Raw genomic sequence first — 25,802 nt, forward strand, 5'->3', positions numbered from 1 at the left:
GTCTCCTTTAATTGTTTGCTTGTTCGTATTGTTGTTTCAAGACACTCATTTCAGCTTGGCAAGCTGCCACATCCTTCTTCCCAGATTCACAATCTGCCTTCAACTGAGCAACTTGGTTCTTGATGTTGTCAATTGTCATTTGCTTGCTTGCTGCTTTGATATCTGCTGAACGGTTTGAATCTTGAATAGACTGCTCAACATGATTGACGCCTTCTCTTGCCTTATCGACTCCGTAGTTGATAACGCCCCAAAAGACAATGCCAAGGAAACATTCAATCATGGCGATTCGGCAAGCCTTTTTCCACATTCGACGGCGAGTTCTTGATACCAATTGATTTCTTATGCTTACTTCTCGTCTGCCTACATTTGATGGGTGGAAAGTATCTGGATTAGCATCAATTCGGTCTTGTTGAAGGGAGTACATTTCGTCGTTGTCGACAAAATTCCCTTTCGGTAAAACTAGCTTTGACGCATCTGGCATACCAAACTTGGCAATAAGCACCATGATTCGGCTTGTCAAAGTGAGGTTTGTTTTTTTGTTTATCTGCATGTTGTCTCCTTTGTTGTTATTGGTTATTTGTGGTCTGCGAAAGGATCAAAGTTATCGTCGTCCTTCTCTTGTTTATCTACAAAGCCCCAATCAAAGTCATCAACACTGCCCTTGTTTGCTGGGGGGATAGCTGGTTGGGTTGCTGGGGAAACACTTGACTTGATCTGAGGAAGGGAACCGCCTGGTGTGGCCTGTCGTGGTTCTGGTTTCCACTCGGGAAGCTTGAAGCTCAATCCCCACTTGTTGAACTCTTCACGAACCCAGCGATTTTTCTCTCTTGCTGAGGCGCTTCTGTCTTCTTTTGTTTGTTCTTCTCCGTACTTCTTTGCGACACATACATAGATGTCTAGCTCTAATGTGTCTCGCTTGACGAAGATATAACGAACAAAGTTTGTGCCATTGTATTCGCCATTGAAGTACATCTTGCCGTTCTTCATTTCAAACTCTTTTCCAAGCTCTCTAAGCTCGCAATATAAATTCTCCATATCCATAAAACCTCCTATTTATTTGACTTTTTGGATTTCTTTTAATATATATATGGAATGAAAAGGGATTTGTCAATAATCTAGAATAAATAAAACACACAAGGAGAGTTTAAGTGGAGTCGTATAATGAATATATAAAATCTGAAGATCAAAAGAAAGAAAAAGAGGCATTGCAGAAAAGCTTGTCTGATGTGTTAGTGCTTTGGCCTGAACCAGAAGCCGATCTATTTCTTACTATGTTGAGTGATCCTATGTTCAACGAAGAATACAAAAAGAAGCTCATGGCTCTGGTTAGGGAGAAAGGTTTTATCAACAATGAGGTCATGTTGGCTCATGTCTTTAGTTCATTCATTGGCTTCAAGACTGTTGCTCAAGCTACTGAGGCTGGTTATGTCGCAAGAGATATCTTGTTAAATTCTGTGCCTGGGGTCGTCAACAAGCAACTTGCTGATTTCGAAAATAAAATCATAGACATGGTTGGTCATGGTGTTGCTGAGGCTCAGGAGTCCCTTGAAAGCCTTTCCGAAGCATCTTCCAAGCTCAATCAAGGCATGATTGATATGAAAAGCTATGTTTCAGATGGTGTCAAGATTATAGAAACGGCTTACAAGGAGAGAAAGATTGACATCAACAATGCTGTCGAAACAAAAACAACAGAGGCAAAAGCCTTGCTTGATAAAAAGCTTGTGGATATTGAGCATGTATTGACTGAGAAGGCAGTCAAAGAATTTCGTAGATCAATAGCTTCTTCTATAGCAAAAGCTGTTGGTTGGAAAGGTCTTGCAAAAATCTCTGGGGCGGTATTGTTGGCTATGTTTGCCCATGACTTAATATTGAAAGTTTTCAGTCTCATGCACTGATATGCGTCCGGAAAAAGAAAAAGCCCTAGATTTTAGCTAGGGCTTCTTTATTCGAGCTGTTGGTTAGAACATGCTGATGGCTTTTGATTTTGACTGAGATTGGCTTTGGTTTTTTTGTGCGGCTTGCTTCATCATCTTGTCAAAGTCATCAACATAGTGACTGATTGGCTTGCTTGCTTCGATCTCTGCCAACAATCTTGCACGGCGTTGCTCATCAGTTTCTTGAGGTTTGGACTCGGTCTTTTGAGCCTGCTGCTCTTGCTTCTGTTTTTGCTGCTGTCCAATGCTCTTCATCATGTCGTCGTATGGATGACTTTCTTGCTGAGGCTGAACTTGTTGAGGCTTCTGCTCGACTGGTGTTTGAGCTTGCTGATTTGCGTTCTCTCTCTCGTTAGTTCGGTAAGTGTCCCCGTTGTACTCAAACATTTCAGACTCGTTTGTTTGAGCTGGTTTTTCAACGGTGGCTTCCCAAGAATTTCTGTGAGTAGAAACTTTCTCACCTTGTTTTGTAGTTGCTTGAGCTGGGACTGTCTCTGTTTTTTGGAGATCAATGAAGTCACCTACTTGCACCTCAGCTCTATCTAATGCTGGTCCAATGTCGATTCCCCATTTTGTTCTTTCTTTTCCATTCTCAAGAACGGTCACATAATAGCTTTGGTTGTTTTTGTCATCATGCAAGTAAGGAGCACTGCCGTAGTCAACTACAACACCTCTTACATGGTTAGGGTCAACTTTCTCGGCTGTTTTTGGGCTGTTTTGAGCGATTTCTACGGCTTGGATAGGTTGAGCTACCTCTTGCACCGTTTGAGCGGTTTGTGGGGCATTTTGAGAGGCAAGGATGCTCTGGATAGACTCTTGAGCTGGTGCCTGGTCGATAGCTGCAAGCTTTTCCTGGCGACGTGCTTCGTATGCTTGTAGGCGAGACTTCACATCCTCAACTGAGCTGTATCCCTCGCGGTTAGGTTTCATGGTAAGAGGAACAGTGTGAGCAACGGCTTCAAGTGTTTGACTCTGCTCGTGCTGTTTAGAGATAGCTTTGGTCTCTTCTGGATACATCTTTTCAATCTTGCTGATGTACTCGGCATTCTCAAGCTGGCTGTACTTGGTGTAGGCAGCTTGGAATTGCTTCTCTTCCTTAAATGGAATTTTCTGGTCGACAAGCTCAGTGTGGCGAACATTGAAGTAGGTTTGCTCTACCTTGTGTTTTGCCTCTTGGGTCTTCAAGGCTTCAAAGTCTCCGTTGAAGTTGGAAATCTCTTTCTGCTGAGTTAGGCGAAGCTCACCCGCTGCAATAGAAACGGCTGCATCGATGTTCTGTCCAGCAATCAAATCCTTATTCTGGAATGCTCGTGTGCTTTTTGCATTACTGTAGACTTCGTTGTACTGCTGATTTCTCTCAATGATTTCGCCAGTGGTTTTTAGCTGATGAACTTCACCAGTCTCAACATCACGATATCGGGACTCTGGGGCAACATTTACAAACATGCCTTGTGTGTTATCTAAGAAGTTTCGAGGACCTTTGGCATCGTCAATATTGTCGTGAATTTGCTCTTTTGCTTCTGCTACGGTTGGATATTTAGATTGGCGATACTCTTCAAGTAGCAATTGTTTTTGTTCTTCTGCTTCTCTTGCTTCCTTAGCTGCCACTCTGTCTTGCTGATTCTGTGAATCAACTCTCGCAATAATGTCTTTCTGACCTTGTGAATACCCATCACGATCTAACCATGCTTGCATTTGAGCTGAGATTTTGCTTTCTGGAATCTCGGCTTTAACCTGGTTGTCTTGGTTAGGTTGTGCTGGGTCTTCGATTACTTGAGACTTCACATTGATATCGGGAATCACTGGAACCTCATAACCGCTTGAAGGTATCCAATGATTCAATCCATCAAGCTTGTCTTGGATTCCTTGAGCAATTTGATTGATTGTGTCGTTAACATGAGTCTCAAAGTCAAAGTTCGTTTTGTACGCGAAGTAGCTATCTTGAAGTTTGTCTAGGTTGGGTTCTCTTTCTTCAGTCTTTGCGAGATTCATTTCATAAACTTCTCGCTCAAGATCGTGCTTGCGCTTTAATTCAGGATAAGCTTCTGGTGTTGTGTTCAACAACTCTTCCATGTGAGTGTTGATCATGTGGTTGTGGGACTGCTTCAAAATGTCTTTGACTTCAACATCTTTGTTTGTCGCATAGTCTCCGTATAACTTGGTTAAATCATTGATGGCGAAGTCTGGGCCATTGTCAGTGTCGTAGACGGATTTGATAATGGCGAAATTGAAAAAATCGCGTGGCTTGTCACTATCAAGAATCATGTTGTCATTCAATTCATGATTTAATGCATCAAGTGAGTATTCTTGAATTGGCTCAATTTGGACATTGATTTTGGTTTCTGGTGTCCAGTCCCATTGAGCTATTGTTGATTTGTGCCATTGATAATGCTCGTCTTTCATATCAAACATAGCGGTCTCCTTATATGAGTTTTTATACATTTAATGTATCAAAAGATTCATTAAAATCAAGTCTACAAGGCATTATTTTTGATGTTGGATTTTGGCGAAGAACTTGAAGAAGAGAGGTCTAAATCAAGATATTTGCTCTTTTTTTGATAGATTTTCAAGAAAAACACCAAAAAACCTCTCTTTTTCACTCAATCGCCGTTAGGCTCTTTGAAAGAGGTCTTTTCCTTGCGGAAGCCCGTCGCTGTTGAGTATTCCTTATTTAATAAGCTGTAAATGGGGATTTTTTCAACCGACCTTACCCGACCTTTTTCCGACCTTTTTTGTTAAGGTCGGGTAGCTGGAAAGCCCCGTCAATTAAAGCTCTTCAAGGATTATTTTTTAGAATTCCGACCTTACCGTTTAAAAGTAAAGTCCTATAGGGAAAAATAGCCTATATAGCCCTATGTAGATCCCTCATATAGAGATAGATGTACCTATATGCAGAATTTAGTTTTTTAGGTGGTAGGTCGGAAAGGCTGGATCAAGTCCTTGTAAAAGCCCGTCAATTAAAGCTCTTCGTGGTTTCCGACCTTGCTTTTAAGGTCGGAAAAAGGTCGGGTGAAATTTAATAGAGTTTTGACCTAAAATCTCGGGAAGAGGCTTTATTGGCAAGTATTTAATCTTGATTGAGTGATAAAAGCAAGAACTTGTGAAACTAGCCCATTTATGGGTTGAAAATACGGAAAAAGCGTGCTTGACACGCAAAAAGCGAATGCTTTCTTGAAGATGTGGACGGCTAAGACAATAAAAAAGCCCCAAAAATGGAGCTTATTTTATATGGCTTGACCTTTTAGATTTTTTGCTATCGCTTATTGCTGTTTTTCCCTATTTCCTTATTTAAAAAGGCGAAGAGCCTTGTGTTTCTTTCTCTCTACGGATTTCTCTTCTTCTTTCCTCAACAACTTGCTTGAACTTCTCTTTATCGTTGGTTTTGGTGACACTGCTACCTATCAAGATATCTGCGGTGTGCTTGATAGCTGATAGAGCATGACTGTCCACCACTGACTCAACAATCGCATCCTTGGCTACTTCTCCCGTGGCGTCTTCTTCATCCTTGCTCAAGATGTAGATAGGTGCTCGTTCGTCCCTCAATTTCAAGCTCTCAAGCATCTGTTGGTTCTCTTCCTCCGTGAGCTCGTGCTGAACTTGGTAGGCTTCCTCTGGTGTTTCTGATTCCCAAGTGCCAGCGTCGACAACCTGGTCGAGTTCTGGTTGCTGAGAGGTGGGTAGCTCGTTCAATACCCAGCGGTTGATTGGTTGCTTGTCCTTCTCGAGATCGTGTAGGGCTCCGTTCGCCAAGATATCGTGTGCCACTTTCTTGAAGTCGTTTGGCTTGGGATTCTTCTTGCGGTCTATCCAGTCTGCGGGTTCTGGGTTCGTTACTGTTTTGTAGCTACATACAGGGGTCTCAAGTATGTAAGCTTTGGGCATATTAGCTCCAAGGTACAAATAACGAATGGGCAGCTTCTTGGGTGAGGTTATCAAGCCCTTTGCATATTGTTCTGGAAGTAGCTTGGCAAAGAAATTCCATATCTTCTGAGAGAAGGTCAATTGTGGATAACCGTTTTGATCAAGACCAAGCTTGCTGTTGACCTCATCGGGAGTGATGACAATGCCCTCATGTTCTTGCCAGTTTTGGGAAAAACTTTTGCCGTTTTCTTGATATGTGACTGAGCCATGAAGCTTCTTGAACCATTTCTTACCAACGGCATTGCTGATTAATTCAGTATCCTTGCCCATATTGGAGCCGATAAAGAAAATATTGCCCGTGTTTCCTAGTAAGAAATCCACAAACTCTTGCCCATATCCTTGTATCTTGATGAGCTGGGAAAGTGCTTGTACAGCAAGCATGACAGAAACACCCTTGGATGCAAATCGCTCAAGTGCCGGATAAATAAAGTCGCTGATATTTCCTAATGCTTGGAATTCGTCCATCAATATGTAGAACTGGCGAACGAAACCAGCATCCTTGTCGTCTAGGAAAGCGTCATCGTCAATGATACCCTTGGCATAGAACAACATGCCTCGGACAAGGGGATTGGTTAATGTTGAATATTGCCCAGAAGTCTTCAAGACAAATATCTTTTTCTCTGGGTTCTCGTCGTAGATCCAATCTCTAAATGAGAATCTAGGTTGAGTCTCAAATTTGTCCCATGTGTCGTACCACGTGAAAATTGGTGCGAGCTTGGTGATCAAGGTTTGGTGGTCGTTCGTGTTCGTAATTGAAGCAAGCTCGTGACTACTGAGATTGTTTGCTACCACATCAAGAATCACATCCTCCCAATGCTCCAAGGTTTCGACCATGCCGACAAATGGGATTTCGTCGTGTCTGTGCTTTCTAATCAAAGCTCTGAATACAAGGTTTGCTTGTTTCTCTTCTGGCTTTGAGAACTGCTTGCCGACAAATTCAATCATGTCATCGTCGGTGTTGAAGCTGAATCCTCGCTGAAGCAATCGCATGGTTGCTTGAGTGATGGGAAGCTTGATGGCATCATTGATAAATAGAGTCCTCTCGTCTGGGGTCAATGACTCAATAGCAAAGGCGAAGATTTCACGGTATGGTTTCTTGAGAATTTCAACCATATTCGCCCATTTCCATCTTAAGCCTTCCTCGTTGCCAATGTCCTTGTTTAATGAGCGAATGAGCCCTCTAAAAACAAGGTGAGGAATGACATTCTCAACGATGACTGGTGGTTCTCCATCTTTATTTTTCTCTTTGAAAATCGGAATTAGATGCTCAGCAAGGCGAATCTGATTTTCGTCGTATTGGTCTTGTAGTAAGCGAACGGACATTTGATTGATGTCTCGCTTGTATTGATAGCCATCCCAGATTTCAGCTAATTGAAGCAAGTGCTTTGTGAAACTCTCCATTGTTCCCAGCACGTTTGAGAGAGTTGTTTCCCCCATTTGGATAATTTGAAGTGCTTCGGGATAGTGGCGTCTGATGATGGGCTCAAGCTCTTCAGGTGTGAGCTTCAAGTAGTGAACGACATTATTGAAACTCCAATCTGTTCCGCATGTGTCGATAAGCGCTACTGTTGAACCTACACCGACTGAGCGAGCGGTGTTAGGCCAGAATGGGTCTTTGTCACTGTCGGGAATTTGGCCTTTCCAAAATTCCTCAGCATGTAGCTTGTTTTCAAAATCTTTTGCCACCCACCAGGCAACTCCATTTTTATTATGTGGAGCAATCATATGCATCATTTCAATGGGTATGTCTCGGCTGTAATCTGCCTTGGCTGTGTCCACTATGAAGAGCTTGATGAGTTCCCCAGCAAGAATTCTTCGTTTGAATTCGTGTGTTCTCTTTTTGATAACTTGCGTCTTGCCTCGGCGTGAGCCTGCTGCAAAAAGGAAGTGAGGTCTGCGTTGACCATCTGGCATACAAACCTTCTCATTGGGCTTGAGCTGGTCCAGATCGGGGTCATTGGGGTTGTAGCCGTTGTCTGTTTCCATGATGAAGGCTGGCTCGATGCCGTCATCTGCCTCTCGTCTGAGCTGGTTGGCTAGGTCTCGTTTGAAGGTTGGATAAGCGTCCTCTCCCTCAACGAGCTCACGGCCACGGGTCTGAATCTCAACCTCAGTGGCTTTCCAAGCTGCAAAACCTATCTTGACGGCCGCAATGGTTCCCGCAAGGAAAGAGAACAACCATCTCCACCCAAGCCTTCCAAGCTCGCCTCTGTCGCCTAGCCAGCTAATCCATGCTCCGTACTGCTGGTAGTTCTCGCCTTGGAAAAATGGAACAAGCTTGCCGAACCACATCTCGTAGAACATGAGAAGGTGGTAGAGCGGTACGCGGTTGTTTGTTGGGAGTGGTAGCAGTGGAATGTCATGCCAGCTCAATAGAAGTGCTGCCGACATGAAAAAGAAAAACGATAAGATGACTAATGCGATTACTGAGCCGACATTGATATATGGCCCATCAATTAAATAAGAAGTTCCTGGCAACTTCAAAACTGGCTTCTGCTTCATGTGTGTCCTTTTTTGTTTTTGTAGACATACACTTAGCAGATTATTTCATTTGTTCAAGTCTACAAGGCTGTAGATGAACAAAAACCCCTTGCAAGGGGCTTGTTTATATGGAGACCGTCAATTATTAAACTTTAAAAGGTTTGTCAAGGCCAAGCTTTTGCTTTGCTCTGAAGAAGAGATTCTTCAATGTGAATCCTTGCTTGAATGTCTTCCATCCGAAACCTTCAAGCCCAGCTCCATCAAGTGGCTCTTCGTCAAATCTCCAAGTCATCTGTGATAAGTTATCTTGGAATTCCTTCTCTCTCTCGTCAATTTCTTCCTTTTTGTAAAATCTCATTTTGCCTCTCCGTGTTCAAAGTTATATTTCAACTCTTTATACGGAAGAAAATGGATTTGTCAACGGATGATGTCATCTTTTTCCTTCTTCTTGCGTTTTTCTGTCTTTTTAGCCTGGTCTTTCATGATGGTCTGAAGACTGTCTTTCTGTTTATTGGCAAGCTGTGTAGGTTCTGATTTTTTCTTTGAAGCCTTGGTTTTCTGCTTGGCTGGCTTCTTGGAATCCTTGATAGTTGGCTCCGCTTTAGCCTCAGTCTGTTTAATCTCATCCTTCTTGATAAGCACTGGCTCGTTTCCAGAATATTCCTTGCCATCCTTGGTTTGAACCTCGACCTTGTGAGCTTCAGGATTGCTTTGAACTTCACTTCTCTGTTTAAGAGCATCGTAGTATTTATCTACTGCTAAACCATCCATGATCTGAAAATCGAAGGTACTCTTCTTGTAGGCAGTAGTGGACATGGCTTCAATGATTGAAGCAAAGTCGTCCATTCTGTGTCTTGGCTCAGTTTCTTTGCCTTTAATTTGAGGAACATGCTGGTTCAAGAAATTTCGAATATCAACAAAAGAGCCTTTCATTTCCTCGTCAAGAGTGATTCCATTTTTGGCTGCTACATCCTCAGCCCACTTCAACATCTTTTTGGTGGGTTCCTTGTCGGCAAGTTCTTCTGCCCATTTGTTAGCAAGCTCGTCACTCAAATACATCTTGAAGCCGCTCTTGTGGCGTGAAACTCCAACATAAGCCAAGTGCATGTTGTCAAGATTAGTTGGTGCGTATTCGGTAGCTTCGTAAGTAGAGCCTTGGTTTTTGTGGATTGTGGTGGCATATCCATTATTGACGTTGTGCTCTTTGTTGGTGGACAACCATACCTCTTTAGGTGCGTCTCCATTCGCTCCGTCGATCAATACCTTGATTGCATTAACTTGATGCTTCTTGGTGAGTCTGTTGAAGACGGTTTTGAACTCGGTCACGGTTCCAAGCTCTGAGTTGACAACCTTCTCTTGCTCCACATCGTCACTGAGCTGACCTTTGGTGAAGACAATACGATCTCCAACACAAAAAGACTTCTCGCCGTCTTTGGTTTGAAGCTTTACCTCATCCTTGGGATCGCTTGAAAGAAGACCTTGCTCTTTCAAAGTGTCACGAATAATGCTGTTGATTCTGTCGCAATCTGCGTTGGTTCCAGCATAGGCGGCCTTCTTCATGAAAGCATTTGGATCTTCCATGTAGTCCTGGGCTATTTTCTGGAATTTCTCTTCCTCAGTTTTGCAGATAATGATGCTGCCTTCATCAAACAAGGTTCTCATGCCTTTGCCGACTCTGCCATATCCGAAGTCTTGAACCATTTCACGGTGGCGAGCGGTATTTTGACGGTTGATTTCTGTTAGCTGCTCGCAAACAAAATCGTTGGACATGACTCTAAATGTTCCGCCATGTGCTACTGATTGAATCTGCTTGGCATCTCCGATACTGATTATTTTTGCACCAGATTCATTGACGTGCTTCATTAAGCGGTGGTAGTCGTCAAGGCAAGCCATGCCCATCTCGTCCCCAATAACTACGGTATCCTTGTTCCACTTCACTTTGCCCTTGTCGAGGTCATTCAACACCTTCGCCAAACTTCCATAAGAGCCTTCTTGGAAGCGAGCATCATTGGCTAAACCTTTGACTGCCTTGTTGGTTGGTGCCACTGCGAAAACATTCTTGCCGTCTGCTTCGTAGGATTCTTTGATAGCACGGGCAACGAATGATTTTCCTGTACCTGGATCACCCATAATGAAATGTGCTGAGCCTGGCTTGGTCATGATCGACATGAAGCTTTCTCTCTGCCCTTTGGAGCATTTGACGGGCTTGTTAAGCTCACGGCTCATCTGGTTTTCAAAAGCAAGAAGTCTCTGAGCTGCCTTTTGTTCTGGGATAGTGAATTGGACTTCACCAGATCTAGCTTTGGCTGTCTCGTGCATGTATTGCTCTTGAGCTAAAACCTCCTTGGTTGTGAAGCTCATTTCACGGGTATAGCGAATTTGTTTTTGGCGGTATTCGTGCGGGTCAGTAATCTTTCCAGCAAGGAAGTCTTTGTAATAGTCCACTTTGGTCTTATCGATCATGTGGACACATTGCTCTTCAAAGATACGGGCTGCTTCTCGTTGAGCCTTGTCCTTGTCCATATCGTTGATGAGTTGCTTGACCATATGGGCTTTGAATTGCCCTTCGGTGAAGTGAAGCTCTTTCATTTTGCGAAGAAAACCCTTCACAAGTTGCTGGTCTCGTTCTCTTGGATCGTTCTCAACGGCTCCATATTCAACAGGACCATTCTTGTCCATCTCGGTTTTCTGGAACTTACGAACAAAGCCCTTGGTTAATGCCTCATCAGATCTCGTTGAGTAACCAAGGCGCACCTGGTTGAAGTCCAACTTTTGCTTGATGGATTGAGAGGTCCAGCCCATGCCATCCATTTCTGCTTTCCACTTGGCTAACATTTCGGAAGGAGAGAGTTCTGATTTGTCGTCTCTGCTGGTAACACGTGCGATTTCAGTTGCTATGAAACCTTGTCCCTTTTGGGCTGCTGCCATTTCCTCACTTCTCTTGCTGTAGAAGTCTTGAACCATTTTGGGAACCCAATCATCAGGTAGGTCATAAGAGCAAATATTTTTCTCGTCGTCGGGTATGAAGTCGTCGTTTTTCTCGTCATCAAGAATCACTGGCTTAAACACAAAGCCCATCTTATTCTCAAGCTCTTCCTTGATTTCAGCCTGGAAGCAAGCATTCAAGGTGTCCTTGTGTTTGGCAACTTCACCCATATACAAGGCGGTCAATTTGTCGTCAAAACCTCTTGCCACATTCAATACATCAAAGTGAAAGTGGATATAGGGCTCAACTCCGTTCTGTTCTGAGCCACGGTTTTCTATGTGCATGTAGTTGACGGCCATGATTGAGCGAGCATAGTTCAAGGATTCTCCATCCTTGCCAGTTCTGACCATTGCATACTCAAGAGCAAGTGGCATGACCTTCTCGCTAAATACTCGGTTGGCTATCTCGTTGAATTTCTCAATATAGGAAGGGTCTTCGGTAGCCAAGCGAGCCAATGTCTTGCTGAAGTTTCCACCCATGCCAAAAACGAATTCTGTGCCAATAGCACGCTGTTTCTTGGCTTCCTCTGGGTGGTAGGTGCCCAGCTCGTCCATAGGGGAAGCATTGCGATTGAGAACAACCATCTTGCCTCGTGGTGTGTCCTTGATCTGCTTCTTGAATGGGGAGTCTTCTGGAAGGTATTCAGCGGGGCAGTAGCCATGGGACAAGTCTCGCCAAAGATCAAGGGTCATGAGTCTGTCTTGTATCCCTAAATCTTTCGCCAAACCTCCCATCACCTTGGGAGCATATGGAGAGCCTTTGACGATATCCGCATACTTAGGATCATCAAGGTCTGGTTCTAGGTCTTCTGGATATTGCTTCTTGATTTCATTCAAGATAGCGGCCATGTTGTAGGCGATCTGCTTCTCGTGATAATCGCCGTTCTTCATGGTCATATAGTCAATGAGCATCATATCTTCTGTCCTCGCACTGTCTTGGCTACTTTCTGATTCAACGAGGCACTAAGCTTTGCTCTGAAGATTTCATCTTGGTAGTGCTGAAGAATTGCCATCAGTGCCAAGAGCTCGCCTGGTGTAGCAAGATCGGTGTTTCCATTCTTGTCTAGCTGGTCTGCATAGGGCTGAGTATTGGGAATGGATAGCTGTAGCAAGCTTCTTCTGTTGCCACTTTGTTTGAAGTAATTTCGTTGAATATTCCAAGGTGTTCCCGTCATTTCGTTGTTGAAATAAACGATGAATTGGTTGATGGCTTGGCTGCATTCTTCCTTGATTTCTCGGATCTCTTCCTGCTGCTTTCTGTGTTTTGCTTGAAGCTCTTCCGAGAGCAAAACCTTGCCTCCAATTTTTAGGAAGAGGGATTGCTCGCCATTTGCGTAGCCGGAAACAACAGTCCCGTTTTGTTGATTGCTCAAGTAGATGGGGTCAAGTTCATCTTGCAATAATGTTGTTTGAAGATCACCCAAGTTCTTGCTCATAAAATCCTGTACTGTTTTCATTGTCATTCTCCTTTTGCCATAATTTGAAATTTTAGGTGTTCGTTCTCTTCAGTGAGTCTATTGATAAGGTCATGAAGTCTCTGAAATTCTGCATCAGTGACTTGCGCGAACTGGTCTTGAAGGCTGTACTTCGCATGTAGGGCAATAGCCTCATGATAGAAAGAACTTCTCTTCACGTCCTTTTGCTTGCCTTTGACAATCTTTGGTTGTGTCTTCATCCAGTTGTCGATATAGGCTTCCTCGTGGTTGTTTTCCATGATTGTTGTTTTTCTCATACTTACACCTTGCCTATTAAAAATCCAACAAAAAACATGGCGAAGACTAGAGCCCATAAGCGATAGTTCCAGTTTGAATACTCATCAATCTTGTTTGTGAGTGAGCATAGGGCAAGATTGTTGATCTTCATTTCATCTTGCAATTGCTGGTTGTACTCAAAGGAGCGTTTAAGTTCTCGTCCAACGATAAGAACTTGCTCTTGTGGGGTGTATTCCTCAAAGGGTTTCTCTAATCTGCTCATGCTTGCCCCTTGTTTTGTTCTTCTTGTAGATGGTTGAATGCCTCTTGGATCTTGGCCTTGTCTTCCTCGGTGATCTTTTCTTGGGAAGTTAGCAATGAGAGATTCATCAAGCCAACTTTTCCTACTGAAGTTATCACTTGTTGGAGTTCCTTAATCTTGAGTCTCATTAGAAAGACTTCAAGGAACAAGAAGGCGACTGCGATAGATAGTATTATTGTTGTGCTCATGTATTTTCCTTTTTTGGTTTTATTTTCTTGTTATAAAGGAAAATTTTGGCTTGTCAAACATATCGGGTATTGGTTTTTTATTCTTTCCCGTGAAGAAACTTATTGCCGTAGGATTTTATTGAGATTTTAGCGAGAACCACATTTTAATGTAATGAGTGCTTTAAAAGATTTACCGCCGAAAAAAACAACCATCTTTATATGGTTTTGGTCTCTTTCGGTTAAATCTGGGCATATCTGGTTTGTTTCGGTTTAATTTGTGTGCTTTTGGGCTATTTTTGTTTTATGTCGCTGCAATCTAAACTTGACTTTATTTAATTGTCGCTTATAAAAGAATTGTTATTATTACAAAACGGAGACAATTAAATGAGTGATATAAGAGAATTAGGCTTGTCGGCAATTGATGAAGTTAAGAGAAAATCTGTGAGTGGGAAGAAGTCTCTTAAGCAAATTTTTAGAGAAGAGCTTGTCTTTTGGGAGACTGAGTTAAGAATATGGTGTAGAGAGGATGATTATTACGATAAGATAAAAGAAATTCTTTTTAAGGCTGGATATGAAGTCTCTCATTCGACCATTGGATATAACTTATCCGTGGTGGCAAAGGAAATTGGTTTTGATAGAAAAACCAAGAAACTTGATGGTAGGAAGGCAACTCGCAAGAAGCATATTGATTACTCGGACATTGACAAGTTGAGTGAGTCCGTGTTGGTTGCTTCTTCTGATAGTAAGGTCAAGCTTTCTCTTCGTGAGGAATTGAAGAGATATTTGCCAGGTTTAGAGAACGAGCTTTATCCTGCATTGATTGCTCGCAAGATTCCAAGGTACAAGTTTATTTGTGAAGAAATACTTGCTCCTTTGGGGTATGACGTTAATCCAGATTATTTGAGAAAGATGATTTCTAATATCAAGAAGAAAATGAGAGCCGAAGGTGGTGAGTATGAATAAGAATGAGCTTCACGAGATTGGTAAACAATCGATCTCTCGATTCAAGGATATGGAGCTGATCAATCCTCGGTATGCCGTGGAGCTTGAACTTGACTTCTGGGAGCAAGAGATTTTTCCGTTGTGCCAGCAATACGGGGTGCCTAAGTACCAATTCGTGCTTGAAGAGATTTTGATGAAGGTTGGCTTCGTCAATCTCACTGTCGACAAGCTCTATGACACCGTTCGCCGTGTCCGTAGCAAGCGCACAAAGGCGGATGTGACATCAGGTCTTCCTAACCCTCTTGAGCAAGCATCAAAGCCCATAACTAGCCCCATAGATACGACTAGCCTTGTAGGTGTTTCTCAGCCCCGTGCTGTGCCTGGTGGGGCTTCCCCTACCCCTATGGTGGAAGTAGATTGGAAATGGGCTGAAGAGCTCAAACGTCTAAATAGTGGTGGTGACGATTGGACTGAGCAAGATGAGAAGATTTGGGCTTATGTGATGCAGATATGTGCTGAAAACAATATCAATATCAAGACTGAGTTCTGGAAGTTCAACAAGATAATTGAAAGTGGCACTATCAAGAGAGTGATTGGGGAGATTCGCTCCAAGCGGGAGAATGTTGGCTTTGAACTTTGATTGAAATAAGAAAACCCCCATTTGGGGGGATTCTTGTTGGTGTTTCGATCAATAAACTGCCTTAACGGTATCTACATAATCTTTTAGGAATTTTCCCATAGTTATCTTGCTTGTTTCATCAAGGCTTCCAAGAATACTAAACCAGTCTCTATTTGGACCATCTTCTGTGTAGTCAATGATGTTCTCAAATCCTGGTGTGAATTTTGTTTTAATGTGTGCGGCATAGACCTTTTCTTTCATGCCCTTGATTGCTGAGTCTAACCCCGCTAATGTTTCGCTCTCATCAATCATCATTGAGTAGTTAAGAAGCAAGACAAATTCAATGACCGCATTGCTGTTGACCCCACAAAATAGGTTCTTCAACTTCTGAACTGCTAATAAAGAGTCAATCCCGTTGATAAAAGGAACGCAAAAGACAATCTTGGTATTGTTGTTCACAAAGGCTTGTAAGAAGCTGTCTGAACTGTCGAAGATTTCTGGAAGCTCATCAATTGAAGCTGCGGGCAAGTCATAGATCTTGTATTTTGCTGGTGACTTCAAAGAGTTGACTAACTTGAAGCTCTCGGTGCGAATATTTAAGTACCCGCAATCACTAGGAACTTGTGCCTCTTTGCTGATAAGTGTTCCTGATGCATCTCTCTTTCCGAAGCCATAATAAAGCTTCATGTGGTCGGGGTCACACTGCCAAGCATCAACTGTCTTGTTAAGCTTTCTCAAGATGGTTGTGAAGGCGATAGCTGCTGTTGACTTACCAGCTTTACCTTCATCACTTAGAAATAAGAAGGCTGTTTTGTCTGGCTCTGCAACATGTTGAATCCCCAACAAGGAATCAAAGTCATCTGTCTCAATTGCTTGGGCTATCTCTGTTTTTTTACTCATTGTCTTACTCATCGTTATTGTCTCCTTTGGTTTTATCTTGAATATTGCAGAATCTTCTGAATTTGAAGTCTTCTGGTGATGCGTATTCCTGGTTTAATGCTTTTAGTTCTTTAAGTAGAGCTGACACTGTAATTTCTCGTATGCTTGTGTTCTCCTTAGCACTGACCTTCTTCATGTGCTTGAAGAAAGAACTTGGCACACGAACTATGATTGATTTTTCATCCATTCGATCTCCTTTATAGTTCAAAGTTATATTTCAAGTTATAAAGAAAAAAATCGCTTTGTCAATCTAATCTATCGGATATATTAAAAGATTTATCTCCATAAATAGAAAAAGCTCCGCAATGGAGCTTTTGTAGTCTGTAAAGGCGGTTAGTTTTTTTGGGAGAAAAGGACCTTTATAGACTAGGGAGATTGTTTAGTCTGCTGCCTTTCTCTTGCTGAACTGAAATGAGCCACTTGTCCAAGTTTTGCCAAGCTTGATGCCTGGGGTTTTGATGGACATCTTCTCAACATAGACATGAACATCATTGATAGATTTCTTCATTTCCTCTAATTCATACTCTGAAATGAACTTGTGAAGATCAACTTGTTCGCCAGTTAGCTCAAACCAGTCTTGATGCATCCTCTCATTCCAAGCATTGAATTCTTTGTCTGACTTGATTGCTACCCCATTGAAGAAGCCGACTTCCCAATTATTCGCTGTTGGTGTTTCGCTGGGGATGAGTGCTTCAATCATCTGATTGAGTGCTGACTTGTATTCTTCGTTTTTTAAGTTTTGTACTTGTACTAAGACCATGATTTTCTCCGTTATTCTAGTTATTTTTGATTGCTGTTATTCTTTTCCAAGCAATTTGTTGATGCAGAACTCGATTACCTTGATGATGAACTCCAAGACATCCCAAAGCAATTCCTTTAATGCTCGCCCACCTAAAACCCAAACTACTGCTACCCCTATCATTGCTATCACAAGCAAGATGCATTGAATGAATGTTTCCATATTTGTCTCCTTTATAGTTTTAATTCCCTTATTATTCAATTTAACGGTTATATTGAGTTTGTCAACATAAAGGCAAGATGAAATATAACTTTAAGATAAACGGTAAACTTAACGATAAAAGGTTTTTGATCTTCTTAGATAAGGAAGTGCCGTAGGCTGGAAGACTCTGACAGCGAGCTTGACTCGCAAAGAACGAATGTTCTCTTGAAGATGTGTGGACGACTTGTGCTATTCTGTGCCTTCCTAAACGGTGCTAATAAAAGCTATGGCAACAAGCTACAAGGAACTACTCGCTCAACGGGAAAAGCTTCAAGCTCAGATTGATGAGATACGCCAACAAGAGAGAGAAGAAGCGATAGCTCTCATCTTGGGAAAGATGGCTGAGTTTGAAATTACAACTCAGGAGCTTGATAAGGCGGGAAGAAGAAAGAGAACTCGTGCGAGCAAGTAAATGAAAGCCTCCAAGTTGGGGGCTTTTTTATTTTGTGACTTGTTGTTTGATCGTTAATCGTTCTTTGAATAGCCCAAGTACCATAGATAAAATAAGATAGAAAGTATGTCTACAAAGCCGGTTCTGTCGGCAAAGTTTCTATAATGGATAGCTGTGGCGCTTCCATAAAAGATCTGTAAGAACCAATCTGGCACGGTTTCAAGGAAGAAGTGGAAAAACAAAAGACAAAAAATTGGTGCGGCAATGAAGCCCAAGAGAACGATCAAGCCTCTTCCTATGTTCTTGAATAAATCCCATATAAATTTAAGTATGCTCATAATATCCCCTTTTTGGTGTTGTTGGTTGTTTTGTTTTTTAAGGGTTGGAACTCTTCACTGCCATTTAACTCTTGCTCAATTTCCTTGTGTTCTTGCTCTACGTCTTTCTTACATATCTCTGCCCAGTAATTGATGTTGATGTAGGCGACAAGAGAAAAAATGTCGACGGCAAGTAAAAATACGCCAAATGATTCATTGACCTTCATTGTTCCAAGGGCAAGGAAAAAGAAAAGATACAACCCATAAAATACATCACGCTTTTCCATCTCAAATATTTTCTCAATAAGTTTGTTCATAGTGTCCTCTTAGTTGGTTAATTAGCTCGTTATAGGTGAGCCAGCCCTTGTTGTTCTTAGTCGTGGTATCCATCATCTTCTGAATCTTCTGCTGCATATCCCAATACAAATTCTTTTCTGCAATCTAGAAGATGGCGGTGTCTTCTGTATTCCCAATAAGCTTGTGTTTGAAGCATGGTGGCAATTTCTAAGTTGCTCATTGATTCTGGATTTTCTTCGTCGAATCCAAGTAACTCGTTTATTGCATCGATGTTCCATTCTCTTTTTTCAACATGGATGACGATGGTTTCTAATGGCTTTTCTTTGAAATCAATATTTTGAGTTTCAAAATGTTGTGCCAAATTTAAGGGTATAAAAAAATTAAACATAAAATTCTCCTTGTTTGTTGTTATATATCTAATTTAACAAATAAAAGTAATATGTCAACATAAAAGCAAGATGGAATATAACTTTAAGATAAACGGCAAACTTCAAGATAACTGGATGCTTTTTACTTACTGTTTGAGAAGAGAGGTGACAACCTGTCATTAAATTGGAGCCGAGCGCAGCGGGAGGGGTTGGCCCCGCCAGGATGACTCTTGAACGACTTTTAAGCGGAAACCTGGAAGAATCGGCTTGCGAGAATGGGGCTACAAGGCGATATCTCTGGCTGGTTGGTGCATTCGTGTGTCTGAGAGGAAAAATCGCTCCACGGGGCTAAAAAGTGCCTTTGTGTCGATTTTTACAATGCGGGATAGATCTGAGGCTCAGAAACGGGACTTGGAGCTCTTCTGAGGGGATGTGGGAGATCCCGAGCTGGGAAATGGTCTGTGTGCCTGGTGAAGCTGTATGAGCTCGTGGCAATCGACCTGGTGGCGGTGTGAGGTTTCGGGTTGGCTGTGCCTGGTGCGTCAGCAAGCGGCTTGACCGCAACGAAAGCGAATGCTTTCTCTACCCCTCTGGACGACTTGTCGGGACAAACTAGCCCCGCCTTTGGGGCTGTCTATTTCTTAGCGACTATCTTGGCTACTATCGCGTCTTCTTGCACTCTTTGAGCAATGGCATTGAGCTCTTTGGGTCCAATCCTTCCAGTAGAGCATATTTTTGTTTCTAGCTGGGATGAGTCTCTGGCTCTTGCTTTGGTTTTGATATCTTGAATAAGTCAAACTCTTCCTCGTGCATCTCAAGTGCGGTGTGATCGTTGTTCTTTTTCATATCTTGCATCTTGATTTTGTGTTGGTTTCTTTTGCTGGAAGCTCCTTGTCCAAATTGTGAGCCATCGCTTGTTTTCTGAGTAATTCAAGGTTTTGGATTTTTGTTCCACCTTCCATCTTTTCATCGGCTTCAATAGCTTGCTCAAAAACAGCTCTTGATTTATCGTCCTTCATCACTTGTTCAATTGCTAGGGAGTGAGGAAGATAGTCTTTGAGTGATTCTTCAATGATTGCCCCTCTTGCTGCTTCGTATAGCTGAATAATTGGCTTTTCGTATTCCACAATAGGGATGAGCTTCTTGATCATGAAGTCAATAATTTCTTCTTTGTCGCAAGTGTAGTATTCGCCATCTCTGTATTTATCAATAAACCAAGGGTCTTGAAGAAAGGCGTAGTCTTCTCTAAGGTGCCATTCAAAAGCATTAAGCAATTCTCCTTGGCATAAGACTGCTAATAAGACCTCGCTGTTATAGCAAAATCTTCTTGCTGCCCATTTCATACAAGAATTTTGCAATATGTTGATTCTGATGGTTGTGTCCAAGTCTCTATGAAAGTTTCCCTCGTCGTCTATTAAAGCTTTGTTTTCTGCAACACAATCCATTGGCAAGTGGGTTGGTTCATCTGTATAGAATGGATAGTTCTTTGCCTTTAAAAGCTCTTTCTTCCTCATGTAGATGCCAATTTGTCTCAGAATGTCGTTGGCTGATTCATTTGTGAAGTTTTTCAAGTGGTGGCGTAATGGTCTTTTATCGCCTGGATCAACATAGCCAGAAAGATTGGCAACATAGAGGCTATTGGGGAAGTGTTTTGAGAAGTAGTCTTCAATTTGCTTGACGGTGTATTGAAATGAAATCCATCTGTACTCGCCGTTGTCTATGATGTCTTCATCGCTGAAGATGCCAAGTATTTTTTGTTTTAAGTTCATGTTGATTTTCCTTGTTGTATTTTAATTTAACCATTGAGTAGCCCTTAAGGTGGGCTAGTCCTATTTCTTAAGCTAACACCGCTTGTTTCTGAGTCTTTGCGATGTTCTTGTATTCACGAACGATAGCCTCGTGGGCAAAGTCACATAATTCATGTTTCACATAGTTGGGCATGGCGAAGTAGTCAACCCCCAATCTATCGCAAGCTGTTTCAACATAAAGCTCTTGTGTGTAGCTCTTGTCTTTGTAGTAGTTGGTTTTTGGAACTACTGGAAGATATTGGATGATGACTTTGATGATTTCTGCTCTGACTAATAAACTCATGATTGTCTCCTTGTTTTGGTTATATATTTAATTTAACAAATAAAAGTAATATGTCAACATTAAATCAAGATTAAATATAACTTTGAGATAAACGGTAAACTTAAAGATAGAAGGTTGTTTATATAAAGTGATGGTACATTCAATCGCCGTGCGGCTCTTTAGGAAGATTTTGGGGTTGTTCCTGGCGGATCTGCCGTAGGCATGGAAGACTTAGGCAAGCGTGCTTGACACGCAAGAAGCGAATGCTTCCTTAAAGATGACTTAGAGGGAGATGTAGGTTTCCATCTCCATAAATAAAAAAAGCTCCACTAGGGAGCCTTTATTACCATGTCCATCCGATAGTTCCATCTTTCTCTGGAAACAACATGATTACGGGGGCATTTCCATTAAAGAAGGTGTAGCCGTTCTTGGTGTATTCATGATAGAAATTAGCCTCTGTTTTCTGTAAGTAGTCAGTCAACCATGTCTGAAATGGGATCTCGTCATATTTGGTGAACTTGACTGCTTTCCCCCTCTTTATAGATCTGATGAGCTCGTCTAGGTTGTGGATGGGTTGCTTGCTCATAAAGCCTCCTTGTCTGATTGTTCTTCTTCTTGCTCCATAAATTTGATGACTTCCAATGTCATGAGGCAATCTGCAAGGGCTCTGTGAGCTTTGAGAGTGATTGGCTCGCTCTTGGTGACACTGATTGCATGGTGGTAGGCATGGATGAGCTTGGACCAGTAGCCGTCATTGAAGCGGTCTGAGTAGTCCTCCATGACACAAGAGAAGGAACACTTGGAGCTGTCAAACTGGAGACCATAGAGGCCGGCGGTCTGACGAATGAGCCTGGTGTCGTAGCTGCTGTTGTAGATGTAGCAGGTGTGTTGCTCTAGTAGGGCAATGAGCTCGTGGTGTACCTGGTCGTATGTAGGCGCCTCGGCCACCATCTCATTGGTAATGCCATGGATAGCGGTGGCATCTCGAGGAATAGGCTTGGTGGGCTTGATTAGGGTATCAAGCAAGACTTCGCCTTGATCGTTTATGACTGAGATTTCAACGATTTCGGCGGTGTTGTCTAGCCCCGTGGTCTCTGTATCTAAAATAATGTAGTTGCTCATGTTTTCCCCTTGTTTTTGTTGTTATATGGGTAGCCCGTTGTAGGTGGGCTAGTCCTTGTCTGCCATCAATCGTTCCAATCCTTGATATCAAAGAATCCTAGCTCTTCCATCTTTGCTCTGGCTTCTTCTATGTTTGAGCATTCGCTCAAGTATAAATAAAAGCCCTTGTTGTCTCTTTGCTGTTCGTAGGTGTTGCCCTTGACCCATCTTCCAAGCTGTTTAACAACATAGCAATTTTTTCCGCGTTGATGGAAGTTCACGACAACTTGAACTTTATTGATGATGTTCCAGTCTTCAACTTCTTCCTCTTCCAATGCTCTTGCTTGTGATGCTTCGGTGCCGTTGATTGGCTCGCAATCCCAATCTATGGAAGCAAGATCGTCGTCTGAAATATGGCAGGCAATAGTTTTGGCTTCTTCTTCTGATGCTGCCTCAATGTGAACGGTAGCGGTATGGATGTATGTTTGATTGAGTAAAACTTCATAAACTTGTTTCATGGTAGGTCTCCTTTGTAGTTTTTATAAGTGGAAGGTCCGTAAGGTGGACCAATCCTTGTGTTTCTTACTTGGCTAAGAATTGCTTGGAATCGATATATCTAAAGTTGTCGGTTCCTTCCATTTCAGCCATAAGCTTGTCATAGTTTTCTTGGCTCAAGCGGGTGTCTGTTCTCTGTAAAAGCTTGCCATAAACCCAGTTGTCAAGATTTTTGATAAGGGTTGCAAGCTGGTCTTCTGTGATAGTGCCTTTTTTGAATAAAACTGGAAGATAGCTGTCTGTTTTTGATAATTCGATTGATTGCTCAATAGTTCTATCACTCACTAAGAAACTGGATGCTTTGAATTCATCCTCGTCGTCTTGGATCAAGCTCATTCCCCAAGTGCCATCCATCTGATCATCATAGAATCTGAATTTTGGCTCATGCTTTTTAAGTTGTGCGATTCCTTCTTCCCCGAAAATCACATTGACCTTTTTCTCGGAGAAAATAATCTTCTCCACATTAACGACTTTTGCTTTTTGAAGGTTATTTAAGAAACGGCGGGTGATTGTATTAACATCGTCTTCTGTTGATATGCCGTTTCCATTTTTCAATTGAAGGCAACCAGTTAAGATTGAGTGTGCATAGTGAGCTGTTTCAACACCAAGCTGGCTTTTTGTCTTTGCTGCTGCGTTGAAATAGATAGTGTCGTAGCGTTTTGGTGAAACATTGTTGTCTTCTGAAACGGCACCGCTGGCAATGATTGATTTGCCGTCTTGATCGACTAATTGAAAAACTTTTGTGCTTTGTAAAATGGTGTAGCTCATGACATTATCCTTGTTTGTTGTTATATATTTAATTTAACAAATAAACGGATTATGTCAACATAGATTATTGACTTTAAGATAAACGGTTCACTTAACGATAAAAGGATGGCATGAACCATCCTCATTTAAGAAACTGAAAACTCAATCGTCTTCGTCAGTGAGTTTGATTTTGACTTGGCTTGGTGGGTCAAGCTTGATTTTGTTATTGGTAGCCTCGGGAACGCTTATCGATCTGGCCTTTCTCTTCCTTTGCTTGCCTTGCTCAAGCTCTCTGGATAGGTCATTGAGAGTAAAGCCGTACTTGGTGATTTGGTTCTTGACCTCTTCTAAGGCCATTGCCTTTTTGACATGGCGGTTTCCTATTCTTGTTCTTAACCGTTCTTATTCAACCAATCAATAAACTGAAAATATTTCTCGTCGTAGATGGCTGGATCATCCTCTTCTTCTTCAGCATCGTCTTTGGCACACATGCTGGCAAGAAGCCAGCGGCATTTTTTGATTCCCTCTTCTGCACCAGGTAGGTCTTCTACTGCGAATGTGATCTCCTTGTTTGTGGATTCGCATGAGACATTGGTATGAGGAAGTTCAGCGGCTTTCTGGATAGCTTCTTCTTTGGAGTCAGCTTCTACAAGTTGGATGCTGGTCTCTGTAATGGTTTTTGTTCTTTCGGTTATGACTTCAAATTGCATATGACCTCCTTGTCTGTTCACCCCTAAAGCCCGCATATAGCGAGCTAGTGAGTTGGGAGGTCTTAGGGCTGTTTAGGTTGCTAATGCTAATAGCTCTTGTAGGTCGACAATGACTTCTTTTGTCTTTTTAATGCTTTGAGTATGCCCTTGAATGGTTTGATCGTATTCCTCTTTTGCTTTATTCCATATTTCATTGAGTGTCATTTTTGAGTGGCTGTATTGAAATAGGTGCATATCAACAAGCTCGTCTTCAATCATTTTTTCGTGCTTGGCTATCTCGTTTTCAAAATGATTGATCATGTAATATTGCTCATTGATCAATGATTGGATTGTTTTGTTGTCGGAAGGCTCAAATCTGATGGTAATGCCGTCTTTGTGAGTGATGACATAGTTAACTTTCCCGTCCCAATTGTTTTTGCCTTTGTGAATCTTGTACTCTTTTTCTGACAATGCTGTAGTGATTAATTTGATGATTGATGGTTTCATGGTGGTTTCTCCTGTTATTGTTGTTATTGGATAGCCCGTTGAGGTGGGTTAGTCCTTTTGTTGTTTAGACTGCTTCCTTTGCCATCTGTAAGATGTTGTTGTAGTTGGACCACGCCATTTCGTTCATGTAGTAGTCCAATAAAGTCATTTTCTTTCGATCTTCAGGAACTTGATTGAAGTCGTACCAATTGTGGCTAAACTCTTGGATTTTTCCTTGGTTGAGCTTGTAAAACTCATCGAGAAATTCATCATCGGCAAGGTGGTAATATTCGATTTCATTGTAATAGTTGTTGAAGTCATCCATTAAGTATTCTTCGCTTTTGCCAACACAAAGCTCAATTCTGAAGAATCCTGCAATTTCACTAAAAATGGTGTATTTGATTTCTTCGTGTCTTTTGAAGTATGCCAATAAGTCCATGTTGCTCTCCTTGTTTGTTTTGGTTATATATTTAATTTAACAAATAAACGGATTATGTCAACATAGATTATTGACTTTAAGATAAGCGGTAAACTTCAAGATAAATGGATGGATTGGAGCTTCTTAAATAAGGAAGCCCGTAGGGTGGGAGACTTTGACGGCGAGCTTGACTCGCAAAGAACGAATGTTCTTTAAGATGACCTGGGCGATACCTGGCTTTTTCCTGGACGACTAATATTTGTTGTTCTTGTTGACTCTTCTTGCAAGATGTACGCTAAAGTTTCTTCACTATCTACTTTATTGATGAGGTGAAGAAATGATTGAGGCTATCAAGAAGTTCTCGGCTGGTTATCGTGCCGTAGGTATCAAGAACACGACTGGAATTGAAGGTTCTGGCTGGATTGCTACCATCATGAAAGATGGCAAGGTTCTCGGTGACGCTGCTGATTACGGCGATGGTGCTGCCGTTCATGTGAGCTTCACCAATCAGGAGGATGAGCAAGCCTTGTATGACCATGCCAAGGCAACCTATCCGCAATTCCAATATGCGACGGCTGATTGCTTCCTCGGTGATCTCGTGAACTATGAGCTGGCGATTGCGAAGCTCAAGAAACAAGCCAAAAAGAAGCTCATGAAGGCTGAAGAGGGCGAGCTTGATGAGAACGGTGTCGCCAAGTCGTACAGCTCGTGGAATGCTCCCGATAGCCCCGAGTTGCGGGCAAACATCCTCGCCAAGTATCCCGAAACCGTCTTCCTCAATGATGAGCTTGAGGGTTGGGCTGACATCAAGAAGTCTCGGAAGTGATAGCCCCCAAGAATGAATGAAGCCCCTAAATCGGGGCTTTTTTTATCGCTCAATGGTCTTGGATTGCTTATCTGATCTCAAGCACTTGAGAGCGGCTAGTTTGGTTTGTAGCTGAGTATTGAAAGGTGCTGGAATCTTCTCTTGCTCTTGTGGTGGAGTCTTGTCAGTGCAAAGCTCTTTTGCTTTGAGATATTGATTGAATTCTTGCTCCGTGATTCTCTTGTCATGAATGAACCATTCTCTTGTTCCAGTTTTGAGAATAAGGGCTGGTCCGTCCTCTCTGTGAAGCTTTCCTTCAACATACCACGCTTGATGTCCGTCTGGTCCCAAAACGGCAGGACCATCTAATCTGTGGCGAAGTCCATTGACAAACCATACCTTGTAGCCGTCAGCATCAATCATGGCGGGTCCATCTTCTCGGTGTAGTTTGTCGTCCTTGAAATATTCAACGGTTCCATTGCTTTCATATCTTCCTTGTCTCATTCTTCTTCCTCATATAAATAAATATACTTTAACAAGAAAAATAAGATGATCAA

The 25,802-nt window shown here is 42.1% G+C and carries 32 protein-coding genes; 5 read left to right on the top strand and 27 right to left on the bottom strand.

Going from position 1 to position 25,802, the window contains the following annotated elements:
* Nucleotides 1-7: 7 nt before the first annotated feature.
* Nucleotides 8-550: a hypothetical protein gene (locus F7R19_RS14990; protein ID WP_150981128.1), complete on the bottom strand. Its 543-nt coding sequence runs from the start codon at nt 548-550 to the stop codon at nt 8-10.
* Between the two features lie 23 nt (nt 551-573).
* Nucleotides 574-1,041, bottom strand: coding sequence for a hypothetical protein (locus F7R19_RS14995; protein ID WP_064804316.1), 468 nt, complete (start codon nt 1,039-1,041; stop codon nt 574-576).
* Between the two features lie 107 nt (nt 1,042-1,148).
* Between F7R19_RS14995 and F7R19_RS15000 the strand changes: the two genes are divergently transcribed.
* A complete protein-coding gene (locus F7R19_RS15000) occupies nt 1,149-1,895 on the top strand; it encodes a hypothetical protein (RefSeq protein WP_064804313.1) in 747 nt (248 codons plus the stop codon).
* A 63-nt stretch (nt 1,896-1,958) separates the two neighbouring features.
* Here F7R19_RS15000 and F7R19_RS15005 read toward each other — a convergent pair whose 3' ends face one another.
* The 8 genes from F7R19_RS15005 to F7R19_RS15040 all read right to left on the bottom strand — a co-directional run bounded on the left by F7R19_RS15005 (nt 1,959) and on the right by F7R19_RS15040 (nt 13,522).
* Entirely contained in the window at nt 1,959-4,346 is a 2,388-nt protein-coding gene (locus F7R19_RS15005) for a hypothetical protein (protein WP_064804311.1), read from the bottom strand.
* An 876-nt stretch (nt 4,347-5,222) separates the two neighbouring features.
* Nucleotides 5,223-8,357 carry a type IV secretion system DNA-binding domain-containing protein gene (locus F7R19_RS15010; RefSeq protein WP_150981129.1) on the bottom strand — a complete coding sequence of 1,045 codons (3,135 nt, stop codon included), beginning with the start codon at nt 8,355-8,357 and terminating at the stop codon, nt 5,223-5,225.
* Between the two features lie 124 nt (nt 8,358-8,481).
* The gene (locus F7R19_RS15015; RefSeq protein ID WP_064804306.1) at nt 8,482-8,694 is read right to left on the bottom strand and encodes a hypothetical protein; all 213 of its coding nucleotides are present in this window, start codon (nt 8,692-8,694) and stop codon (nt 8,482-8,484) included.
* A 59-nt stretch (nt 8,695-8,753) separates the two neighbouring features.
* Nucleotides 8,754-12,236, bottom strand: a complete 3,483-nt coding sequence (locus F7R19_RS15020; protein ID WP_064804304.1) for an AAA family ATPase — start codon at nt 12,234-12,236, stop codon at nt 8,754-8,756.
* On the bottom strand, nt 12,233-12,778 hold the full coding sequence (locus tag F7R19_RS15025; RefSeq protein WP_064804302.1) for a hypothetical protein: 546 nt from the start codon (nt 12,776-12,778) through the stop codon (nt 12,233-12,235). The genes F7R19_RS15020 and F7R19_RS15025 overlap by 4 nt, the downstream gene beginning before the upstream one ends.
* Before the next feature lie 2 nt (nt 12,779-12,780).
* Nucleotides 12,781-13,035: a hypothetical protein gene (locus F7R19_RS15030; RefSeq protein WP_141718669.1), complete on the bottom strand. Its 255-nt coding sequence runs from the start codon at nt 13,033-13,035 to the stop codon at nt 12,781-12,783.
* 20 nt (nt 13,036-13,055) lie between these two features.
* Entirely contained in the window at nt 13,056-13,295 is a 240-nt protein-coding gene (locus F7R19_RS15035; RefSeq protein ID WP_064804298.1) for a hypothetical protein, read from the bottom strand.
* Nucleotides 13,292-13,522 carry a hypothetical protein gene (locus F7R19_RS15040; protein ID WP_064804296.1) on the bottom strand — a complete coding sequence of 77 codons (231 nt, stop codon included), beginning with the start codon at nt 13,520-13,522 and terminating at the stop codon, nt 13,292-13,294. Before F7R19_RS15040 ends, F7R19_RS15035 begins: the two co-directional genes overlap by 4 nt.
* Nucleotides 13,523-13,885: 363 nt before the next feature.
* On the opposite strand from F7R19_RS15040, the gene F7R19_RS15045 reads away from it, so the two are divergent.
* Both F7R19_RS15045 and F7R19_RS15050 read left to right on the top strand, forming a co-directional pair.
* Nucleotides 13,886-14,464 (top strand): hypothetical protein, encoded by a 579-nt coding sequence (locus F7R19_RS15045; RefSeq protein ID WP_064804294.1) that lies wholly within the window; start codon nt 13,886-13,888, stop codon nt 14,462-14,464.
* A complete protein-coding gene (locus F7R19_RS15050; protein ID WP_064804291.1) occupies nt 14,457-15,083 on the top strand; it encodes a hypothetical protein in 627 nt (208 codons plus the stop codon). The genes F7R19_RS15045 and F7R19_RS15050 overlap by 8 nt, the downstream gene beginning before the upstream one ends.
* 48 nt (nt 15,084-15,131) lie before the next feature.
* Here the strand turns inward: F7R19_RS15050 and F7R19_RS15055 are convergent, their stop codons facing one another.
* From F7R19_RS15055 to F7R19_RS29755, 4 genes are all read right to left on the bottom strand, one after another.
* Nucleotides 15,132-15,974, bottom strand: coding sequence for a hypothetical protein (locus F7R19_RS15055; RefSeq protein ID WP_064804288.1), 843 nt, complete (start codon nt 15,972-15,974; stop codon nt 15,132-15,134).
* Nucleotides 15,967-16,188, bottom strand: coding sequence for a hypothetical protein (locus F7R19_RS15060; protein ID WP_150981130.1), 222 nt, complete (start codon nt 16,186-16,188; stop codon nt 15,967-15,969). Before F7R19_RS15060 ends, F7R19_RS15055 begins: the two co-directional genes overlap by 8 nt.
* Before the next feature lie 192 nt (nt 16,189-16,380).
* A complete protein-coding gene (locus F7R19_RS15065) occupies nt 16,381-16,761 on the bottom strand; it encodes a hypothetical protein (protein ID WP_064804286.1) in 381 nt (126 codons plus the stop codon).
* Nucleotides 16,762-16,797: 36 nt separating this feature from the next.
* Entirely contained in the window at nt 16,798-16,962 is a 165-nt protein-coding gene (locus F7R19_RS29755) for a hypothetical protein (protein WP_156669022.1), read from the bottom strand.
* Nucleotides 16,963-17,227: 265 nt separating this feature from the next.
* Here F7R19_RS29755 and F7R19_RS15070 point away from each other — a divergent pair, with 265 nt between their 5' ends.
* Nucleotides 17,228-17,413, top strand: a complete 186-nt coding sequence (locus tag F7R19_RS15070) for an H-NS family nucleoid-associated regulatory protein (protein ID WP_082932833.1) — start codon at nt 17,228-17,230, stop codon at nt 17,411-17,413.
* A 313-nt stretch (nt 17,414-17,726) separates the two neighbouring features.
* On the opposite strand, the gene F7R19_RS15075 is transcribed toward F7R19_RS15070, so the two are convergent.
* The 12 genes from F7R19_RS15075 to F7R19_RS15130 form a co-directional block, all read right to left on the bottom strand.
* A complete protein-coding gene (locus F7R19_RS15075; protein WP_150981131.1) occupies nt 17,727-18,026 on the bottom strand; it encodes a hypothetical protein in 300 nt (99 codons plus the stop codon).
* Between the two features lie 56 nt (nt 18,027-18,082).
* Nucleotides 18,083-18,394 (bottom strand): hypothetical protein, encoded by a 312-nt coding sequence (locus F7R19_RS15080; protein WP_150981132.1) that lies wholly within the window; start codon nt 18,392-18,394, stop codon nt 18,083-18,085.
* An 822-nt stretch (nt 18,395-19,216) separates the two neighbouring features.
* The gene (locus tag F7R19_RS15085; protein ID WP_064804280.1) at nt 19,217-20,143 is read right to left on the bottom strand and encodes a hypothetical protein; all 927 of its coding nucleotides are present in this window, start codon (nt 20,141-20,143) and stop codon (nt 19,217-19,219) included.
* A gap of 67 nt (nt 20,144-20,210) precedes the next feature.
* On the bottom strand, nt 20,211-20,465 hold the full coding sequence (locus F7R19_RS15090) for a hypothetical protein (RefSeq protein WP_064804278.1): 255 nt from the start codon (nt 20,463-20,465) through the stop codon (nt 20,211-20,213).
* 322 nt (nt 20,466-20,787) lie between these two features.
* On the bottom strand, nt 20,788-21,030 hold the full coding sequence (locus F7R19_RS15095) for a hypothetical protein (RefSeq protein ID WP_064804276.1): 243 nt from the start codon (nt 21,028-21,030) through the stop codon (nt 20,788-20,790).
* Nucleotides 21,027-21,566 carry a 3'-5' exonuclease gene (locus F7R19_RS15100; protein ID WP_064804274.1) on the bottom strand — a complete coding sequence of 180 codons (540 nt, stop codon included), beginning with the start codon at nt 21,564-21,566 and terminating at the stop codon, nt 21,027-21,029. The genes F7R19_RS15095 and F7R19_RS15100 overlap by 4 nt, the downstream gene beginning before the upstream one ends.
* 65 nt (nt 21,567-21,631) lie before the next feature.
* Nucleotides 21,632-22,063 (bottom strand): hypothetical protein, encoded by a 432-nt coding sequence (locus tag F7R19_RS15105; RefSeq protein WP_064804272.1) that lies wholly within the window; start codon nt 22,061-22,063, stop codon nt 21,632-21,634.
* 64 nt (nt 22,064-22,127) lie between these two features.
* A complete protein-coding gene (locus F7R19_RS15110) occupies nt 22,128-22,868 on the bottom strand; it encodes a hypothetical protein (protein ID WP_150981133.1) in 741 nt (246 codons plus the stop codon).
* A gap of 141 nt (nt 22,869-23,009) precedes the next feature.
* A complete protein-coding gene (locus F7R19_RS15115; protein WP_064804268.1) occupies nt 23,010-23,204 on the bottom strand; it encodes a hypothetical protein in 195 nt (64 codons plus the stop codon).
* 35 nt (nt 23,205-23,239) lie between these two features.
* A complete protein-coding gene (locus tag F7R19_RS15120; protein WP_064804266.1) occupies nt 23,240-23,557 on the bottom strand; it encodes a hypothetical protein in 318 nt (105 codons plus the stop codon).
* A gap of 72 nt (nt 23,558-23,629) precedes the next feature.
* Entirely contained in the window at nt 23,630-24,043 is a 414-nt protein-coding gene (locus tag F7R19_RS15125) for a hypothetical protein (RefSeq protein ID WP_064804264.1), read from the bottom strand.
* Between the two features lie 64 nt (nt 24,044-24,107).
* Nucleotides 24,108-24,461 carry a hypothetical protein gene (locus F7R19_RS15130; RefSeq protein WP_064804261.1) on the bottom strand — a complete coding sequence of 118 codons (354 nt, stop codon included), beginning with the start codon at nt 24,459-24,461 and terminating at the stop codon, nt 24,108-24,110.
* 316 nt (nt 24,462-24,777) lie between these two features.
* On the opposite strand from F7R19_RS15130, the gene F7R19_RS15135 reads away from it, so the two are divergent.
* Nucleotides 24,778-25,266, top strand: coding sequence for a hypothetical protein (locus F7R19_RS15135; protein ID WP_064804259.1), 489 nt, complete (start codon nt 24,778-24,780; stop codon nt 25,264-25,266).
* A 42-nt stretch (nt 25,267-25,308) separates the two neighbouring features.
* Here the strand turns inward: F7R19_RS15135 and F7R19_RS15140 are convergent, their stop codons facing one another.
* Nucleotides 25,309-25,749: a hypothetical protein gene (locus F7R19_RS15140; protein WP_141718658.1), complete on the bottom strand. Its 441-nt coding sequence runs from the start codon at nt 25,747-25,749 to the stop codon at nt 25,309-25,311.
* Nucleotides 25,750-25,802 lie beyond the last annotated feature (53 nt).

The organism is Cupriavidus pauculus, assembly GCF_008801835.1.
In the GTDB taxonomy this organism is placed as follows: Bacteria; Pseudomonadota; Gammaproteobacteria; order Burkholderiales; family Burkholderiaceae; genus Cupriavidus; species Cupriavidus pauculus.

Coding starts and splice junctions, on each gene's coding strand:
- F7R19_RS15025 (WP_064804302.1), bottom strand. CDS start 12,778: ATGAAAACAGTACAGGATTTTATGAGCAAGAACTTGGGTGATCTTCAA.
- F7R19_RS15080 (WP_150981132.1), bottom strand. CDS start 18,394: ATGTTTAATTTTTTTATACCCTTAAATTTGGCACAACATTTTGAAACT.
- F7R19_RS15005 (WP_064804311.1), bottom strand. CDS start 4,346: ATGTTTGATATGAAAGACGAGCATTATCAATGGCACAAATCAACAATA.
- F7R19_RS15075 (WP_150981131.1), bottom strand. CDS start 18,026: ATGAACAAACTTATTGAGAAAATATTTGAGATGGAAAAGCGTGATGTA.
- F7R19_RS15125 (WP_064804264.1), bottom strand. CDS start 24,043: ATGAAACCATCAATCATCAAATTAATCACTACAGCATTGTCAGAAAAA.
- F7R19_RS15040 (WP_064804296.1), bottom strand. CDS start 13,522: ATGAGCACAACAATAATACTATCTATCGCAGTCGCCTTCTTGTTCCTT.
- F7R19_RS14990 (WP_150981128.1), bottom strand. CDS start 550: ATGCAGATAAACAAAAAAACAAACCTCACTTTGACAAGCCGAATCATG.
- F7R19_RS15140 (WP_141718658.1), bottom strand. CDS start 25,749: ATGAGACAAGGAAGATATGAAAGCAATGGAACCGTTGAATATTTCAAG.
- F7R19_RS15050 (WP_064804291.1), top strand. CDS start 14,457: ATGAATAAGAATGAGCTTCACGAGATTGGTAAACAATCGATCTCTCGA.
- F7R19_RS15130 (WP_064804261.1), bottom strand. CDS start 24,461: ATGGACTTATTGGCATACTTCAAAAGACACGAAGAAATCAAATACACC.
- F7R19_RS15100 (WP_064804274.1), bottom strand. CDS start 21,566: ATGAGCAACTACATTATTTTAGATACAGAGACCACGGGGCTAGACAAC.
- F7R19_RS15045 (WP_064804294.1), top strand. CDS start 13,886: ATGAGTGATATAAGAGAATTAGGCTTGTCGGCAATTGATGAAGTTAAG.
- F7R19_RS29755 (WP_156669022.1), bottom strand. CDS start 16,962: ATGGAAACATTCATTCAATGCATCTTGCTTGTGATAGCAATGATAGGG.
- F7R19_RS15070 (WP_082932833.1), top strand. CDS start 17,228: ATGGCAACAAGCTACAAGGAACTACTCGCTCAACGGGAAAAGCTTCAA.
- F7R19_RS15105 (WP_064804272.1), bottom strand. CDS start 22,063: ATGAAACAAGTTTATGAAGTTTTACTCAATCAAACATACATCCATACC.
- F7R19_RS15065 (WP_064804286.1), bottom strand. CDS start 16,761: ATGGTCTTAGTACAAGTACAAAACTTAAAAAACGAAGAATACAAGTCA.
- F7R19_RS14995 (WP_064804316.1), bottom strand. CDS start 1,041: ATGGATATGGAGAATTTATATTGCGAGCTTAGAGAGCTTGGAAAAGAG.
- F7R19_RS15090 (WP_064804278.1), bottom strand. CDS start 20,465: ATGAGTTTATTAGTCAGAGCAGAAATCATCAAAGTCATCATCCAATAT.
- F7R19_RS15035 (WP_064804298.1), bottom strand. CDS start 13,295: ATGAGCAGATTAGAGAAACCCTTTGAGGAATACACCCCACAAGAGCAA.
- F7R19_RS15085 (WP_064804280.1), bottom strand. CDS start 20,143: ATGAACTTAAAACAAAAAATACTTGGCATCTTCAGCGATGAAGACATC.
- F7R19_RS15010 (WP_150981129.1), bottom strand. CDS start 8,357: ATGAAGCAGAAGCCAGTTTTGAAGTTGCCAGGAACTTCTTATTTAATT.
- F7R19_RS15135 (WP_064804259.1), top strand. CDS start 24,778: ATGATTGAGGCTATCAAGAAGTTCTCGGCTGGTTATCGTGCCGTAGGT.
- F7R19_RS15095 (WP_064804276.1), bottom strand. CDS start 21,030: ATGAGCAAGCAACCCATCCACAACCTAGACGAGCTCATCAGATCTATA.
- F7R19_RS15115 (WP_064804268.1), bottom strand. CDS start 23,204: ATGGCCTTAGAAGAGGTCAAGAACCAAATCACCAAGTACGGCTTTACT.
- F7R19_RS15110 (WP_150981133.1), bottom strand. CDS start 22,868: ATGAGCTACACCATTTTACAAAGCACAAAAGTTTTTCAATTAGTCGAT.
- F7R19_RS15015 (WP_064804306.1), bottom strand. CDS start 8,694: ATGAGATTTTACAAAAAGGAAGAAATTGACGAGAGAGAGAAGGAATTC.
- F7R19_RS15020 (WP_064804304.1), bottom strand. CDS start 12,236: ATGATGCTCATTGACTATATGACCATGAAGAACGGCGATTATCACGAG.
- F7R19_RS15030 (WP_141718669.1), bottom strand. CDS start 13,035: ATGGAAAACAACCACGAGGAAGCCTATATCGACAACTGGATGAAGACA.
- F7R19_RS15055 (WP_064804288.1), bottom strand. CDS start 15,974: ATGAGTAAGACAATGAGTAAAAAAACAGAGATAGCCCAAGCAATTGAG.
- F7R19_RS15060 (WP_150981130.1), bottom strand. CDS start 16,188: ATGGATGAAAAATCAATCATAGTTCGTGTGCCAAGTTCTTTCTTCAAG.
- F7R19_RS15120 (WP_064804266.1), bottom strand. CDS start 23,557: ATGCAATTTGAAGTCATAACCGAAAGAACAAAAACCATTACAGAGACC.